The sequence below is a fragment of the Klebsiella sp. AqSCr genome (assembly GCF_008452795.1).
Lineage (GTDB): Bacteria > Pseudomonadota > Gammaproteobacteria > Enterobacterales > Enterobacteriaceae > Klebsiella > Klebsiella pneumoniae.
The window spans coordinates 222,255-235,963 of the sequence record NZ_MJDM01000005.1; the positions used below are offsets into that span (position 1 = coordinate 222,255).

The window sequence follows — 13,709 nt, forward strand, 5'->3', positions numbered from 1 at the left end:
CGGACTGCGTCCGGGCGCGGGTGCCGGTGAGGCTGGCGTCCAGTGACGGAAACAGGCTGCTGTCGGCGGCGTAAGCGCGCGCCTGATACTCATTCACCCGCTCGCGGGCGATCAGCACATCGCTGTTATAGCGCAGCGCCTGGTCGACATACTGATTGAGGGTACTGTCATGAAAATTGCGCCACCATACACCCTCCACCGGGCTGGCCGGGCCAACGTCGGCCCGCCAGGCGGCAGGAATGGTCAGGGTCGGCTGCGCGCGTTGCACATCGGCGGATTGACAGCCGACCAGCGCCAGAACGATAGCAAGGGCGACCGGGCGGATCATGGTTGTTTCTCCGCACGGGTATCAATAGTCACCTGCACCGACATCCCCGGCCGCAGGCGTTCGCTGTTGTTTTGCCCGTCGTTGACCGTAATACGCACCGGGATGCGCTGGGCGATCTTGACGAAATTGCCGGTGGCGTTGTCCGGAGAGATGGCGCTGAACTCCACCCCGGTCGCCGGGGAGATACTCTGCACCTTGCCGTGGAAGGTCTCGCCGTTGAGCGCGTCTACGGTGAAGGTGACCGGCTGGCCAACGCGTACTTCGGCCAACTGGGTCTCTTTGAGGTTGGCAATCACCCAGTGCTGCGGCGGAACCAGCGAGGTCAGATGGGTTCCGGCGCTGACATAGGCGCCAAGACGCACCGAGATCTGCCCCAGCTGGCCGCCGGTGGGGGCGATAATCTGGGTATTCTGCAGGTCGATCTGCGCCAGCTCAAGCGCCGCTTTGGCGCTGGCCACGTCGGCCTCCAGCGAATCGCGATTGACGATGGTCGATTCACGGTCCTGGCGCGACATCTCCAGCGCCGCTTTCGCCTGCTCAATATCCGCCGCCCCTTGCGCCGCGCTGGCCCGCGCCGAATCACGTTCGCGGATCGACAGCGAACCGTCGGCGGTTAACTGCTGGATGCGTTTTAAATCGGCCTGGATTTTCAGATTCTGCGCGCGGGCGTTTTGCAGCGCGGCTTCATCCTTGGCGATCGTCGCCTCGGCGCTTTTGCGCTGTTGCAGGTTATTGCGCAGCGCGGCCTCTTTCATCGCCAGGGTAGCCTGGGCCTGATGCACCCGCTGTTTATAGATGCGATCGTCTATCTGGAACAGCACCTCGCCCGGCTGGACAATCGCGAAATCTTTGACGTTGACGGCGGTGATATAGCCGTTGACCTGCGGGCTAATAAAGGTGGTCTGCCCGCGCACATAGGCGTTGTCGGTAAACTGGCTATGGCGAGTGAACGGCGGCAGTTGCCAGGCGTAGAGGATCACCAGCACGCCGACGAGGCCTATCGCCGCGGCGGTAAAAATGGAAACCACGCGAATATTATTCCGGGTGTTGGCCTGTTGTTTGGCCGCATCCTGCTGACTCATAACGACTCCAGAGATGAAATGATGATAATTATTTGCTGCCGGTAGCGCGTTGCAACGCGATACGGGCAGTCAGTCGTAAGCGAATTAAGCGCCAGAAAACCCACACTAGTGTCCCGGCGGAGATCGCCGCCGTCAGCAGATAGGTATCATTCCAGGCGAGAATATTGGCCTGCAGCGTCGCGGCGTTTTGCAGCAGGGTGGTGGCCTGAACGTTGAGCAGCGTACTGTCGCCAATCTGGCTCTGATACATCTGGCTGTACTGCTGCAGCCGCTCGACGATCAGCGGGTTAAGGGTGGTTATCTGGTCCGCCAGCTGGCTGGAGTGGAATTTCTCACGCCAGGTCTGGAAGGTGCCGAGGATCGCCGAGCCGAGCAGCCCGCCAATGTTCTGGCTCATGCCGAACAGCACCGAGAAGCTGACCAGGTTGCGCGGGTCGGCAAACACGCCGCCAATCCCGGCGAGCATCGCCGGGGCCAGAAAGAAGGCGCTGCCGAAGCCGAGTAAAAACTGGCTGAACATTAATTGTTCCGGACGGGTGAGGGCGTTGGACTGGCTGTCGAGCAGCGAGGCTATCATGATCAGCGCCAGCGCGGTGGCGGTCGGCCAGTAGAGCTTCTGCGGGTTGAGCGTCAGACAGCTGGCAATGATCCCGCACAGAATACCGGCGAAAATCGACCACGCGAGGTTAGTCATCTGTTCGTTTTGCAGGCCAACGTACTGCAGCCAGCCGATGACCCCGGTGTTCTGCTCCGCCAGCACGATGCGGATCAACAGCATAATCATGCCCAGACGCACGATGCTGCCGCTGGAGAGCCATTTGGTATTGAGCAGGGGGTTGCTGCGGTTATGCTCGAAGGTAATCGCAGCGACGATCAGTATTACCGCCGCCGCCAGCGCCCAGCCGATCCACGGCGCTTCAAACCACCACTCGAGCCGCCCCAGCGACAGCACGGCGCACACCAGCGCCATGCCGGGCGCCAGCAGAAAGAAGGTAATGAAATCCTTTTTTTCGAACACTTTTTTACGATCGCTTGGCGGCAGTTTTAGCGCGATGACGCAGGCCAGCGACACCAGCGCCAGGCCCAGTTCAAAGAAGTAGAGACCGCGCCATTCATCGGTCTGCAGCAGTTCGGTGGAAAAGAGGCGCGCCAGGGGAATGGCTAGCGACGAGCCGGTGATGCCGATAGTTAGCCCTTTCAGGCGATGGCGCGCAGGCCAGGCCTGTACCTGGTAGTAAATCCCCAGCGAGCTGAGCGCCGCGGCCACCATGCCGTGGGCGGCGCGAACCATCATCGCTGAGCTGAGATCGTTGACGAAGAGGTGGAAAAAGGTGACCAGCACATAGAGCACCAAAAAGCCTTCGGTGAAAGCGCGCAGGCCAAACTGCTGGCGGAATTTCACCAGCAGCAGGTTGATGGAGACGTTGGTCATCACGTATACCGCCGGCAGCCAGGCGATTTCTGTCGACCAGGCGGCGAAGGTACCCTGCAGCAGCTGTAGGTTGGCGGTGACCACTGCGTTGCCCAGCGCGCCGGTGAGACATACCAGCAGACCGACCACGCCGTAGGCAAGGCGTTTCGCCGGACTGTGCAGCGGCGTCGACGGCGAACCGAGCAGAGCCGGTTTTTCATGCGGCGCCCAGTCATGCGGGGCGTAGGGGTTATCCTGGCGACGGGGCATTATTTCTTCTCCACTTCGCGCAACAGCTTTTCCAGCACCCGCTGGGTTTGCTCCTGCTCCTGTGGGGTAATCGCCGTCAGGATCTCTTCGCGCAGATCGTCAGCCACCGTTTTGACCTGTTCATAGAGGGCCTTCCCTTTGTCGGTGACCACCAGCAGTCGCTTACGTTTGTCGCTGGCGGTGGTGACGCGCTCAACCAGTCCGAGGGCGACCAGACGATGGATCAACGGCACAATGGTCGGGCTCTCCACCCCCAGCTCCTGCGCCAGTTCGCTTTGCGACAGCGGCTGCTGGTGGCGGGCGATGGACGCTACCGCCACCCAGCTGGCCTGGCTGAGACCGAGATTTTTCAGCCGACGATTGACCGCCAGCCGCCAGTGGTGCGCGGTGAGGTATAAAAGATGGGAGAAGGTAAGCTGTCGATTGTCCATAGGTCGTCTGTCAATATCGTTAGAGCTCTAACGATTTTATGCCGGATAACCGCCGGAGTTCAAGATGAAGGATAGAAATTGGTTAACGGTATGTACGTTAATTGTAGTTAATCTTCCGGCCGCGATCCGTGTCGTGCGGTCTGCTGACCGAGGATATTTTTATTCTGCGCCATCACCCAGGCGATAAAGGCCCGCAGGGGGGCGGGAATATGTTTCCGGCTTGGGTAGTAGACGCAGAAATGGTCGGCAGGATAGCGGTAGTCGGGTAACAAATGGACCAGGCTGCCCGCGCTCAGCTGCTGCGTCACCAGCGACTGATAGACAAAGGCGATGCCTAATCCGCTCTCCGCGGCCTGGATCATTGCGCTATCGGCATTGACGACCAGATCGCCTTTAACCGCGACCTCGCTAAGCTCGCCGCTGGGGCCAATAAACTCCCAGCGGTACTTCTCACCATCAGGAAAACAGCGGTTAATGCAGCGGAAATTAACTAATGACTGCGGGGTGTCGGGCTCTCCGGCTTCGCGTATATAGTCCGGGCTGGCCACCGGGATCAGCGATAGTTTCTCGCCAAAGGGGATGGCAATCATCTCTTTGGGCACATCCTGCGAATAGCGAATGCCGGCGTCAAAACCGGACTCGATAATATTGACTTTCCGATCGGTGGCATACAGTTCGAGCGTCACATTGGGACAGGCGTTTTTAAAGGCGATAAAATAGTCCCGAAAAAACAGGTCAATAACAATGCGCGGTAAATTAACTTTCACCACGCCTTCCGGAGTCAGACGGTGATAATTCAGACTGTCCACCACCCGGCGATAATCATTGACCACCGGCGTTATATTATTAAGAAATTCCTCACCCACTGCGGTTAATGACAAACTGCGCGTTGAGCGATTTAGCAGGCGCACGCCTAACTTTTCTTCCAGATGATTAATAGCGACAGTAAGGGCCGGTGGGGAAAGGTTTAACGCTTTAGCGGCCTGACGAAAACTGCCATGTTTCACTATGAGTATTAATATTTCTATTTGTTGCAGATCGGGCAAGGTTTTCATTGTTAATTTCCAGCTAACACCGCGTTCGGAATAGATTAATTGTTATCAATATGAAAGGGAAGTATATATTTAATGCCATTCAGCAATTAAGGAAAATAAGATGAAAACACGTTATCTTGGAAAAGAGAAGTTTCAGGTTTCCGCATTAGGTCTCGGATGTATGGGGATGAGTTTTGCCTATGGCGGCGCTGAAACGTCGCAGGCGATAAATACGATCCATACCGCCATGGACATGGGCGTGACCTTCCTGGATACCGCCGAAGTATATGGTCCTTTCGATAATGAAGTTCTGGTCGGAAAAGCGATTAAAGGTTTTCGCGATAAGGTGCAGATTGCCACCAAATTTGGATTTCGTATTTTGCCGACCGGCCAGGGTCTGGAGCGGATGGCCGGCGTTGACAGCCGTCCGGCACATATTCGCGAATCAGTGGAAGGGTCGCTGAAGCGACTGAATGTCGAGACCATCGATCTGCTCTATCAGCACCGCGTCGATCCCGCGGTACCGGTGGAAGAGGTGGTGGGCACTATGGCCGATCTGGTTAAAGAGGGTAAAATTCGCCATATCGGTCTGTCGGAAGTATCTGCTCAGACGCTGCGCCGGGCCTGCAAGGTACATCCGATCGCTGCCGTGCAGACGGAATATTCGCTATGGAGCCGCGAGCCGGAGGGCGGTATTCTCCACACCTGCCGCGAGCTGGGGGTCGGCTTTGTGCCATACAGCCCGCTTGGCCGCGGCTTCCTGACGGGGACAATTACCGATCCCGGCGTTTTGGCAGCGGATGATTTCCGCCGCCATCTGCCGCGCTTCCAGGCCGAAACCATGCGCAAAAACCAGCTGCTGCTTGAGCGCCTGCAGCAGGTGGCCACCCGCTATGACGCGACCCTTGCGCAGATTGCCCTTGCCTGGGTGATGAGCAAAGGCGAGGATATCGTGCCTATCCCGGGGGCGAGGAAAATTGCTCACCTGCGCGACAATGCCGGCGCCGCGAATATTACCCTCGCGCCGGAGGACATCCTCACCATCGAACACATTTTCACTGCCGACAACGTCACTGGCTTACGCTATACCCAGGGCGACTTTGATTTAATCGAAAAATAATCCCCTGCGGGCAGCGGATGGTTATTACTTGCGTGACGTTGTCACCTTTACCGAACAACTCCTCGTCAGATAGCGCACATCCTCGGCGGTTAACGGCGCGGCAAAGAAAAAAAGGGGCGGCGCAAGGCCACCCCTGATGTGGTTGCTGATGGGGATCAGCCCGGGTAGATGCCGCGGTCTTTACGCGCCATCAGGATGCGCTCGCAGGCCACGATATAGGCGGCGGTGCGCAGCGTACACTCTTTCTCGGCGGCTTTATCCCAGACGTGCACGATAGCGTCGGTCATAATGCGGTCCATTTTGGCGTTGATCTCCTCTTCGCTCCAGAAGAAGCTGGCCATGTCCTGTACCCACTCAAAGTAGCTGACGGTCACCCCGCCGGCGTTGCAGATAACGTCCGGCACCACGATCACGCCGCGCTCGGCCAGCACGTCGTCCGCTTCCGGATAGGTTGGGCCGTTGGCCCCTTCCAGCACCAGTTTGCAGGTCAGCTTCTCAGCGCGCTCGCGGGTGATTTGCCCTTCCAGCGCCGCCGGGATCAGGATGTCCATCGGAGTGGTCCAGAAGGCGTCTTTATCGATCTCCTGGGCGCCCGGGAAACCGGCAATCTGCTTTTTCTCCGCCTGCCAGGCGGTGAGGGCGGCCATATCGATTCCGCCTTCGTTATACAGGGTCGCGGTATGATCCTGAATAACCACGATACGAGCGCCGACGCCGGCGAACAGGCGGGCCGCTTCGCTACCGACGTTACCAAAGCCCTGCAGCGCCACTTTGGCGCCTTCAATTTCGATACCGGCGCGACGGGCAACTTCCCGGCCGGTGACAAACACGCCGCGTCCGGTGGCTTTTTCACGACCGAGGGAGCCGCCGAGGTGGATCGGTTTGCCGGTGACCACGCCGGTGATGGTGGTGCCATGGTTCATGGAGTAGGTGTCCATCATCCATGCCATCACTTTGCCATTGGTGCCGACGTCCGGCGCCGGAATATCTTTCTGCGGCCCGATAATAATGCCGATTTCGCTGGTGTAGCGGCGGGTCAGACGCTCAAGTTCACCTTCCGACAAGGAGAAGGGGTCGACGCGGATGCCGCCTTTGGCCCCGCCGTAAGGAATATTGACCGCGGCGCACTTAATGGTCATCCAGGCAGAAAGTGCCATGACTTCGTTAAGATCGACATCCGGATGGTAGCGAACACCACCTTTACCCGGTCCGCGCGACAGATTGTGCTGAACGCGATAGCCCTCGAAGTGGCGGATGGTGCCGTCGTCCATTTGCACAGGAATGTCGACGATCAGCGCGCGCTTCGGATGGCGCAGGGTTTCCACCCAGTAGGCAAGATCGCCGAGATAAGGCGCGACGCGGTCGATCTGGCGCAGGTAGGTGGTCCATGGAGATGTACTACTTTCAGATGCGTAAGATAACTTTTCCATAAGAGTCCTGTTTCTCAGTGTTATTTATGTCGTGTAAAACCGTGGAATAGCTACAGCAGTAAACTCTGTGCAATGAATGGTATCACCAATTTTATAAAGCGGTATTTGACGGCAATTCCGATTTTTAAATTTTTGTTAGATTTTTTATTTTTTAAGTGAATAACTACGCACGTCAACCACCCGCAAGCTGTGCATTTTAATTCACTTTTTATTCACTTAAGTGCATAAGAAAATATTTTTTCTATGTTTTTCATTATCTTGATGATCTTCAAAAAGTGAATAAATTGCTTTTGTCCGTATTGACAATCTTGTTGTTCACAGGCCAGCATTAGCCCACACAACAACATGGCATTAACCATGAATTAACAATTACCCGTAAAAAGAATAGGGCTTTATTTTTCTGTGGTGAATATTTTTACCATCGCAGCGGGCGCGCTCGTGCCCAAAATAAGCCGAGGGGCAGGGTTAATGTCGATTGTCCAACGCGACGGGAGCGTTTCCCGTCGTCTTACGTTCCGGAGATAAATTATGTCAGGCAGTATGACTCGCGAAGATTTTGACGCTTACCTGGTTCCCTGTTTTGCCCCCGCGCCGTTTATTCCGGTCAGAGCGGCGGGCTCCCGCGTCTGGGACCAGCAGGGGAAAGAGTATATCGATATGGCGGGCGGCATTGCAGTGAACGCCCTGGGCCATGCTCACCCGGCGCTGGCTCAGGCCCTGCAGGATCAACTGGCGAAACTGTGGCATATCGGCAATGGCTATACCAACGAGCCGGTGCTGCAGCTGGCAAAAACCCTCGTGCAGTCGACCTTTGCCGACAAGGTGTTTTTTTGCAACTCCGGCGCCGAAGCCAACGAGGCGGCCCTTAAGCTGGCGCGGAAATATGCCCACGATAAGTTTGGCGGTGAAAAAAGCGAAATCATCGCCTTCAACCACGCCTTCCATGGCCGCACGCTGTTCACCGTCTCCGTTGGCGGCCAGCCGAAATATTCCAGCGATTATGCTCCGCTGCCGCAGGGCATTACCCATCTGCCCTATAACGATATCGAGGCGGTCACCGCGGCGATCTCCTCGCGCACCTGCGCGGTGATCGTCGAGCCGATTATCGGCGAAGGCGGGGTGATCCCGGCGGACCCGGCGTTCCTGCAGGCGCTGCGTACCCTCTGCGATCGCCATCATGCCACCCTGATATTCGATGAGGTGCAGACCGGCGCCGGGCGTACCGGCCATCTCTACGCCTACCAGCATTACAACGTCGTCCCGGACATCCTCACCAGCGCCAAAGGGCTGGGGGGCGGCTTCCCGATCGGCGCGATGCTGGCGAAAGAGGCCTGGGCGCAGGTCTTCCAGCCAGGCACCCATGGCACCACCTTCGGCGGCAACCCGCTGGCGGCAACCGTCGCTAACGCCGTGCTGGCCCATCTCGATGCGCCGCTGCTGGCGGGCGTTGGCGAGCGCCATGCGCTGATCGTTGACCAGTTGAATGCGATCTCTGCCCGTTACGATGCGTTCAGCGCCGTGCGCGGCACCGGTCTGCTGATCGGCGCTGAGCTGGCGGGGCCGCTGCGCGGCAAGGCCAAAACGTTGACCAACCTGGCGGCGGAAGAGGGGCTGATCGCCCTGATTGCCGGCCCGGACGTGCTGCGCTTCGCGCCGGCGCTCAATATCCCGCTGGCGGATATTGCGGAAGCCTTCGTGCGCCTTGATCGCGCCGTTGCTCGCTTAACCCGCTAACCGGGAGGACGGCCTGTGATGCTATTTCGTCCCGTACGGGAAAACGATCTCGACGACATCGTCCGCCTCGCCGCGCGGGCGGGGGTCGGCATGACCTCTTTACCGCATGACGTCGGGCGCCTGGCGGCCCGGATCCGGCGCAGTATCGAGACCTTCGCCGGCGAACTGCCGCGCAGCCAGCAGGGTTTCCTGTTTGTGCTGGAGGACACCGCGCTGGCGCGGGTGGTGGGGGTGAGCGCCATTGAGGTCGCAGTGGGCCTGGACGAGCCGTTTTACAATTTTCGCATTCAGAAAACGGTGCGCGCCTCGAAAGCGCTGGGAGTCTATAAGCCCCAGGAGCTGCTTAATCTCAGCTATGACCACACCGGGCATAGTGAGCTTTGTACGCTGTTTCTCGACCCGGCGTATCAGCGCAACCGCAATGGTCTGCTGCTCTCCAAGGCGCGCTTTTTATTTATCGCCGCCTTTCGCGAGTGGTTCTCCCCGCACCTGTTTGCCGAACTGCGCGGCTGCAGCGATGAGCAGGGTCAGTCGCCGTTCTGGGATGCGCTGGGCCATCATTTCTTCGACATCCCGTTCGCCGATGCCGACCGGCTGACCGGCACCGGCATGAAAACCTTTATTGCCGAACTGATGCCGGCGTACCCGATCTATATCTCACTGCTGCCGGAAGCGGCCCGCGGGGTCATCGGTCAGGTGCATCCCAATACCGCCCCGGCGCGGGCGATCCTCGAGAAAGAGGGTTTCAGCTGGCGCGGCTCGGTGGATATTTTCGATGCCGGTCCGGTGCTGGAGGCGGACACCGATCAGATCCGCGCCGTGCGCGACAGCCAGCGCCTGCCTGTCCGGCAGCTGATGGGCGACCTGCCGGCGCCAACCCTCGTCGCCAACGGTCAATTCGACAACTTTCGGGCGCTGCTGGTGGCCCACGAAGAGCAGGTCTCGCTTGACAGCGCCGCGCTGGACGCGCTGCAGGTCAGTGAAACCGACCGCGTTTATACGGTAACCCTGAATCCAGAGGACAACAGATCATGGCGGTAAAAGCACAGTTTATAGCCGGGCAGTGGCTGCCAGGCAGCGGCGCAACGATGAGCAAACTGGCCCCGGAGGATCAGTCGCTGCTGTGGCAGGCGGCCAGCGCGGGGGCTGACGACGTCCAGGCGGCCTGCGCCGCGGCGCGCGCGGCGTTTTATCCCTGGTCGCACCGGCCGCTGGCCGAGCGTATTGACGTCGTACAGCGTTTTGCCGCGCTGCTGGAGACGCATAAAGAGGCGCTGGCGACCCTGATTTCCCGCGAGACCAGCAAGCCGCTGTGGGAGACCCGCACCGAAGTGCAGGCGATGATCGGCAAGGCCGCGATCTCCATCGAAGCCTATCACCAGCGGACGGGCTTTCATGAGTCGACGCTGCCGGACGGTAAAGCGCTGCTGCGCCACAAACCGCACGGCGTGATGGCGGTCTTTGGCCCCTACAACTTCCCGGGCCACCTGCCCAACGGACATATCATTCCGGCGCTGATCGCCGGGAACACCATTGTGTTTAAACCCAGCGAGCTGACGCCGGCTACCGCTGAAATGACCGTCCAGCTGTGGCAGCAGGCGGGCATCCCCGACGGGGCGATCAACCTGCTGCAGGGCGGAAAAGCCACCGGCCAGGCGCTGCTGGAAAATCGTGATATCGACGGCGTGCTGTTCACCGGCAGCGCGGCGGCCGGTTTCCACTTCCATCGCTACTTCGGCGGCCAGCCGGAGAAGATGCTGGCCCTCGAGATGGGCGGCAACAACGCACTGATCGTCGCCGACGTGGCCGATATCGATGCGGCGCTGCATGTGATTATCCAGTCGGCGTTTATCTCTGCCGGGCAGCGCTGCACCTGCGCGCGCCGGCTGATCGTGCCGCGCGGCGAGCAGGGGGATGCGCTGCTGCAGCGGCTGGTAGAGGCCAGCGCGCAGATCCGCGCCGGCAAGTGGGATGATCAGCCGGCGCCGTTTATGGGCGGGGTGATCTCTCTCGACGCTGCGCAGAACATGCTGGCGGCGCAGCAAAAACTGGAGGGGCTCGGCGGCAAGGTGCTGCTGCGCATGCGCCAGCCTGACCCGCGCTCCACGGTGCTGACCCCGGGGATCGTCGACGTCACCGGTATTGAGGTGCCGGATGAAGAGTACTTTGGCCCGCTGCTGACGATTATCCGTTACGACGGCTTCCCGGAGGCGATTCGCCTCGCCAATCAGACCCGCTATGGCCTGGCCGTCGGGCTGATCTCCAGTGATGCGGCGCAGTTTGATCAGCTGGCGGACGAGGCGCGAGCCGGGATCGTCAACTGGAACAAGCCGCTGACCGGCGCATCGAGTAAAGCGCCGTTTGGCGGGGTGGGCGCCTCCGGCAACCATCGCGCGGCAGCGTGGTACGCCGCCGACTACTGTGCCTGGCCGATGGCCTCTCTGGTCAGCGATACGCTGACGCTTCCGGCGACGGTATCGCCGGGCCTGCCATTCTGATAACGGATCCTGTGAGGACATATGTCTGGTTTTGAAGCAAACTTTGATGGCCTGGTCGGCCCGACGCACCACTACGCCGGACTCTCCGTCGGCAATGAAGCCTCGCAAAATAACCGCGATGGTCTCTCTAACCCTAAAAAGGCGGCGCTGCAGGGGCTGTATAAAATGAAAGCCCTGGCCGACCGCGGCTTCGTACAGGGCATTCTGCCGCCGCAGCCGCGGCCGAATCTGCGTCTGCTGCGCGAAGTGGGTTTCCAGGGCAGCGATGAGCAGGTTATCCGGCAGGCGGCCCACGCGGCGCCGCAGCTGCTCTCCGCCTTCAGCTCCGCCTCGTCGATGTGGACCGCCAACGCGGCGACTGTCTCACCGTCGGCGGACAGCGCCGATGGCAAAGTCCATTTCACCGTCGCCAACCTGAACAATAAGCTGCACCGTATGCAGGAGGCACCCACCACCTCGGCGATCCTTGGCGCCACGTTCGCCGATCCGCGCTACTTTGCCCACCATGCGGCGCTGCCGCAGCATGGCGACCTCGGCGATGAAGGGGCGGCCAACCATAACCGCTTCTGCCGGGAATATGACCGGCAGGGGGTGCAGTTTTTCGTCTATGGTCGACGCGCCAGCGGCGGTATCGCCCCGGTGAAGTATCCGGCGCGGCAGACCCTCGAGGCCAGCGAAGCGGTGGCCCGCCTGCATCAGCTGGATCCGCGCTACACGGTGTTTGCCCAGCAGGCGCCGCAGGCTATCGATCGCGGCGTGTTTCATAACGACGTCATCGCGGTCAGCAATCGCCATGTGCTGTTCCACCATCAGCAGGCGTTTGTCGATCAGGCGGCGGTGCTGACCACGCTGCGGGCTAAAAGCGACAGTCTGGATATCCCGTTCACCAGCGTGGAAGTGCCGGACGAGCGGGTTTCGCTCGACGACGCCGTGGCCTCTTACCTGTTCAACAGCCAGCTGCTGAGCAAACCAGACGGCAAGATGCTGATCGTGGTGCCGGAGGAGTGCCGCCAGCGGGAAAACGTCTGGCGCTATCTCAGCGATCTCGCCGCCGATAGCGCATCGCCGATCGATGAAGTGGCGGTCTTTGACCTGCGGGAAAGCATGCGCAACGGCGGCGGCCCGGCCTGTCTGCGGCTGCGGGTGGTGCTCAACGAGGCGGAGCGCCAGGCGGTCAATGCCCATAGCCTGATGAACGACGAACGTTATCAGCAGCTGACGGCATGGGTGGAAAAACACTATCGCGACCGGCTGCATGCCCGCGATCTGGCGGACCCGCAGCTGCTGCGCGAGGTTTATCAGGCGCTGGATGAGCTGACGCAGATCCTGCGCCTCGGCGCGGTCTATGATTTTCAGCGTTAAGGAGCGGCAGATGGAGCACCTGGTTAACGATTTACTGCACTGCCGCCTGCAGGCGTGGACCTTTCCGGCGGGCATCGAGGCCCGCTGGCTGGGCGAGGGCATTTTACAGCTGCTGCCGACGGCGCCGTGGCGCCAGGCGACGATCCTCTCCGCCGGCGTGCATGGCAATGAGACCGCGCCGATTGAACTGCTGCTGCAGCTAACCCACGATCTGAGCCAGGGGCGGCAGCCGCTCACGCAGGCGCTGCTGATCGTCTTTGGTAATCTGCCGGCGATCCGCGCCGCGCGCCGCTATCTGCATAACGACCTGAATCGCCTGTTCGGCGGCCGCCATCTGGCGGTCACCCCGGGAAATGAGTCGCGGCGGGCTTTTGCGCTGGAGCAGGCGGTGCAGGCTTTTTATCGCGCCGCCGATGCGGCGGGGCCGGTCAACCGTGGTCATCTCGATATGCACACCGCCATTCGCGGATCGCTGTATCGCCAGTTTGCGCTGCTCCCGGCCCACGCCGGGGATTTTTCGCCCGATTTCTATCAGCTGCTGCAGGCCAGCGGGATGGACGCCGTCGTGCGCCATACCGAAGCGGGCGGCACCTTCACCCATTTCACCTGCGAAAAGTTCGCTGCGCAAAGCGCCACCCTGGAGCTGGGGAAAGTGATGCCGTTCGGCGCCAACGATCTCAGCCTGTTCGCCGCCGCCGACGCGGCGATCCGGGCCTGGATCGCTGACGCGCCGCTGCCGCCGCGCGACAAAGCGCCGGTGGACTACTTCCTGGTCGAGGAGAGCATCATCAAGCGCGAGGGGGAATTTACGCTTAATCTCGCGGCAGACGTTGAAAACTTCACCGCGCTCCCGGCAGGGTATGAGATCGCCCGCCAGGCAGAGAAACGTTGGGTGGTGCAGGCCCGGGCCCCCTATATCCTCTTTCCCAACGCCGGGGTCGCCACCGGCCAGCGCGCCGGGCTGTTGCTCCGCGCCGCTGCCCTTCGTCTCCCGCAACCAGCCTGAGGA

The 13,709-nt window shown here is 60.2% G+C and carries 11 protein-coding genes and 2 pseudogenes; 6 read left to right on the top strand and 7 right to left on the bottom strand.

The window, feature by feature from the left end; genetic code table 11:
* The 5 genes and pseudogenes from BHE81_RS28585 to BHE81_RS04885 form a co-directional block, all read right to left on the bottom strand.
* Window positions 1-328: pseudogene (locus BHE81_RS28585) on the bottom strand (transporter); the annotation flags it as partial.
* Window positions 325-1,410, bottom strand: coding sequence for an HlyD family secretion protein (locus BHE81_RS04870; RefSeq protein ID WP_023301997.1), 1,086 nt, complete (start codon window positions 1,408-1,410; stop codon window positions 325-327). The gene BHE81_RS04870 and the pseudogene BHE81_RS28585, both read right to left, overlap by 4 nt.
* A 28-nt stretch (window positions 1,411-1,438) precedes the next feature.
* Window positions 1,439-3,091 (bottom strand): annotated as a pseudogene (locus BHE81_RS04875) (MFS transporter).
* Entirely contained in the window at window positions 3,091-3,522 is a 432-nt protein-coding gene (locus BHE81_RS04880; protein WP_014907679.1) for a MarR family winged helix-turn-helix transcriptional regulator, read from the bottom strand. Before BHE81_RS04880 ends, BHE81_RS04875 begins: the two are co-directional and overlap by 1 nt.
* A 107-nt stretch (window positions 3,523-3,629) precedes the next feature.
* Window positions 3,630-4,577, bottom strand: coding sequence for a LysR family transcriptional regulator (locus tag BHE81_RS04885; RefSeq protein WP_110246584.1), 948 nt, complete (start codon window positions 4,575-4,577; stop codon window positions 3,630-3,632).
* A 100-nt stretch (window positions 4,578-4,677) separates the two neighbouring features.
* On the opposite strand from BHE81_RS04885, the gene BHE81_RS04890 reads away from it, so the two are divergent.
* The gene (locus BHE81_RS04890) at window positions 4,678-5,676 is read left to right on the top strand and encodes an aldo/keto reductase (protein ID WP_023301994.1); all 999 of its coding nucleotides are present in this window, start codon (window positions 4,678-4,680) and stop codon (window positions 5,674-5,676) included.
* Between the two features lie 155 nt (window positions 5,677-5,831).
* Here BHE81_RS04890 and BHE81_RS04895 read toward each other — a convergent pair whose 3' ends face one another.
* Both BHE81_RS04895 and BHE81_RS28065 read right to left on the bottom strand, forming a co-directional pair.
* Window positions 5,832-7,106, bottom strand: a complete 1,275-nt coding sequence (locus BHE81_RS04895; protein ID WP_004151574.1) for a Glu/Leu/Phe/Val family dehydrogenase — start codon at window positions 7,104-7,106, stop codon at window positions 5,832-5,834.
* A 212-nt stretch (window positions 7,107-7,318) separates the two neighbouring features.
* A complete protein-coding gene (locus BHE81_RS28065; RefSeq protein WP_004224524.1) occupies window positions 7,319-7,465 on the bottom strand; it encodes a hypothetical protein in 147 nt (48 codons plus the stop codon).
* 169 nt (window positions 7,466-7,634) lie between these two features.
* On the opposite strand from BHE81_RS28065, the gene BHE81_RS04900 reads away from it, so the two are divergent.
* From BHE81_RS04900 to astE, 5 genes are read left to right on the top strand one after another with little or no spacing between them, the layout of a single operon-like run.
* On the top strand, window positions 7,635-8,840 hold the full coding sequence (locus tag BHE81_RS04900; RefSeq protein WP_004176366.1) for an aspartate aminotransferase family protein: 1,206 nt from the start codon (window positions 7,635-7,637) through the stop codon (window positions 8,838-8,840).
* An 18-nt stretch (window positions 8,841-8,858) separates the two neighbouring features.
* Window positions 8,859-9,881, top strand: a complete 1,023-nt coding sequence (astA, locus tag BHE81_RS04905; RefSeq protein WP_004140076.1) for an arginine N-succinyltransferase — start codon at window positions 8,859-8,861, stop codon at window positions 9,879-9,881.
* Window positions 9,872-11,338 carry a succinylglutamate-semialdehyde dehydrogenase gene (gene astD / locus BHE81_RS04910; protein ID WP_004210329.1) on the top strand — a complete coding sequence of 489 codons (1,467 nt, stop codon included), beginning with the start codon at window positions 9,872-9,874 and terminating at the stop codon, window positions 11,336-11,338. Before astA ends, astD begins: the two co-directional genes overlap by 10 nt.
* A 21-nt stretch (window positions 11,339-11,359) precedes the next feature.
* Window positions 11,360-12,700, top strand: coding sequence for an N-succinylarginine dihydrolase (gene astB / locus BHE81_RS04915; protein ID WP_004190366.1), 1,341 nt, complete (start codon window positions 11,360-11,362; stop codon window positions 12,698-12,700).
* 10 nt (window positions 12,701-12,710) lie between these two features.
* Window positions 12,711-13,706: a succinylglutamate desuccinylase gene (gene astE, locus BHE81_RS04920; RefSeq protein WP_004176358.1), complete on the top strand. Its 996-nt coding sequence runs from the start codon at window positions 12,711-12,713 to the stop codon at window positions 13,704-13,706.
* Window positions 13,707-13,709: the final 3 nt, after the last annotated feature.

What these genes read in the sequence shown, in the direction of transcription:
- astD (WP_004210329.1), top strand. Translation starts at nt 9,872, where the DNA reads ATGGCGGTAAAAGCACAGTTTATAGCCGGGCAGTGGCTGCCAGGCAGC.
- astE (WP_004176358.1), top strand. Translation starts at nt 12,711, where the DNA reads ATGGAGCACCTGGTTAACGATTTACTGCACTGCCGCCTGCAGGCGTGG.
- BHE81_RS04895 (WP_004151574.1), bottom strand. Translation starts at nt 7,106, where the DNA reads ATGGAAAAGTTATCTTACGCATCTGAAAGTAGTACATCTCCATGGACC.
- BHE81_RS04885 (WP_110246584.1), bottom strand. Translation starts at nt 4,577, where the DNA reads ATGAAAACCTTGCCCGATCTGCAACAAATAGAAATATTAATACTCATA.
- BHE81_RS04870 (WP_023301997.1), bottom strand. Translation starts at nt 1,410, where the DNA reads ATGAGTCAGCAGGATGCGGCCAAACAACAGGCCAACACCCGGAATAAT.
- astA (WP_004140076.1), top strand. Translation starts at nt 8,859, where the DNA reads ATGCTATTTCGTCCCGTACGGGAAAACGATCTCGACGACATCGTCCGC.
- BHE81_RS04890 (WP_023301994.1), top strand. Translation starts at nt 4,678, where the DNA reads ATGAAAACACGTTATCTTGGAAAAGAGAAGTTTCAGGTTTCCGCATTA.
- BHE81_RS04900 (WP_004176366.1), top strand. Translation starts at nt 7,635, where the DNA reads ATGTCAGGCAGTATGACTCGCGAAGATTTTGACGCTTACCTGGTTCCC.
- BHE81_RS04880 (WP_014907679.1), bottom strand. Translation starts at nt 3,522, where the DNA reads ATGGACAATCGACAGCTTACCTTCTCCCATCTTTTATACCTCACCGCG.
- BHE81_RS28065 (WP_004224524.1), bottom strand. Translation starts at nt 7,465, where the DNA reads ATGGTTAATGCCATGTTGTTGTGTGGGCTAATGCTGGCCTGTGAACAA.
- astB (WP_004190366.1), top strand. Translation starts at nt 11,360, where the DNA reads ATGTCTGGTTTTGAAGCAAACTTTGATGGCCTGGTCGGCCCGACGCAC.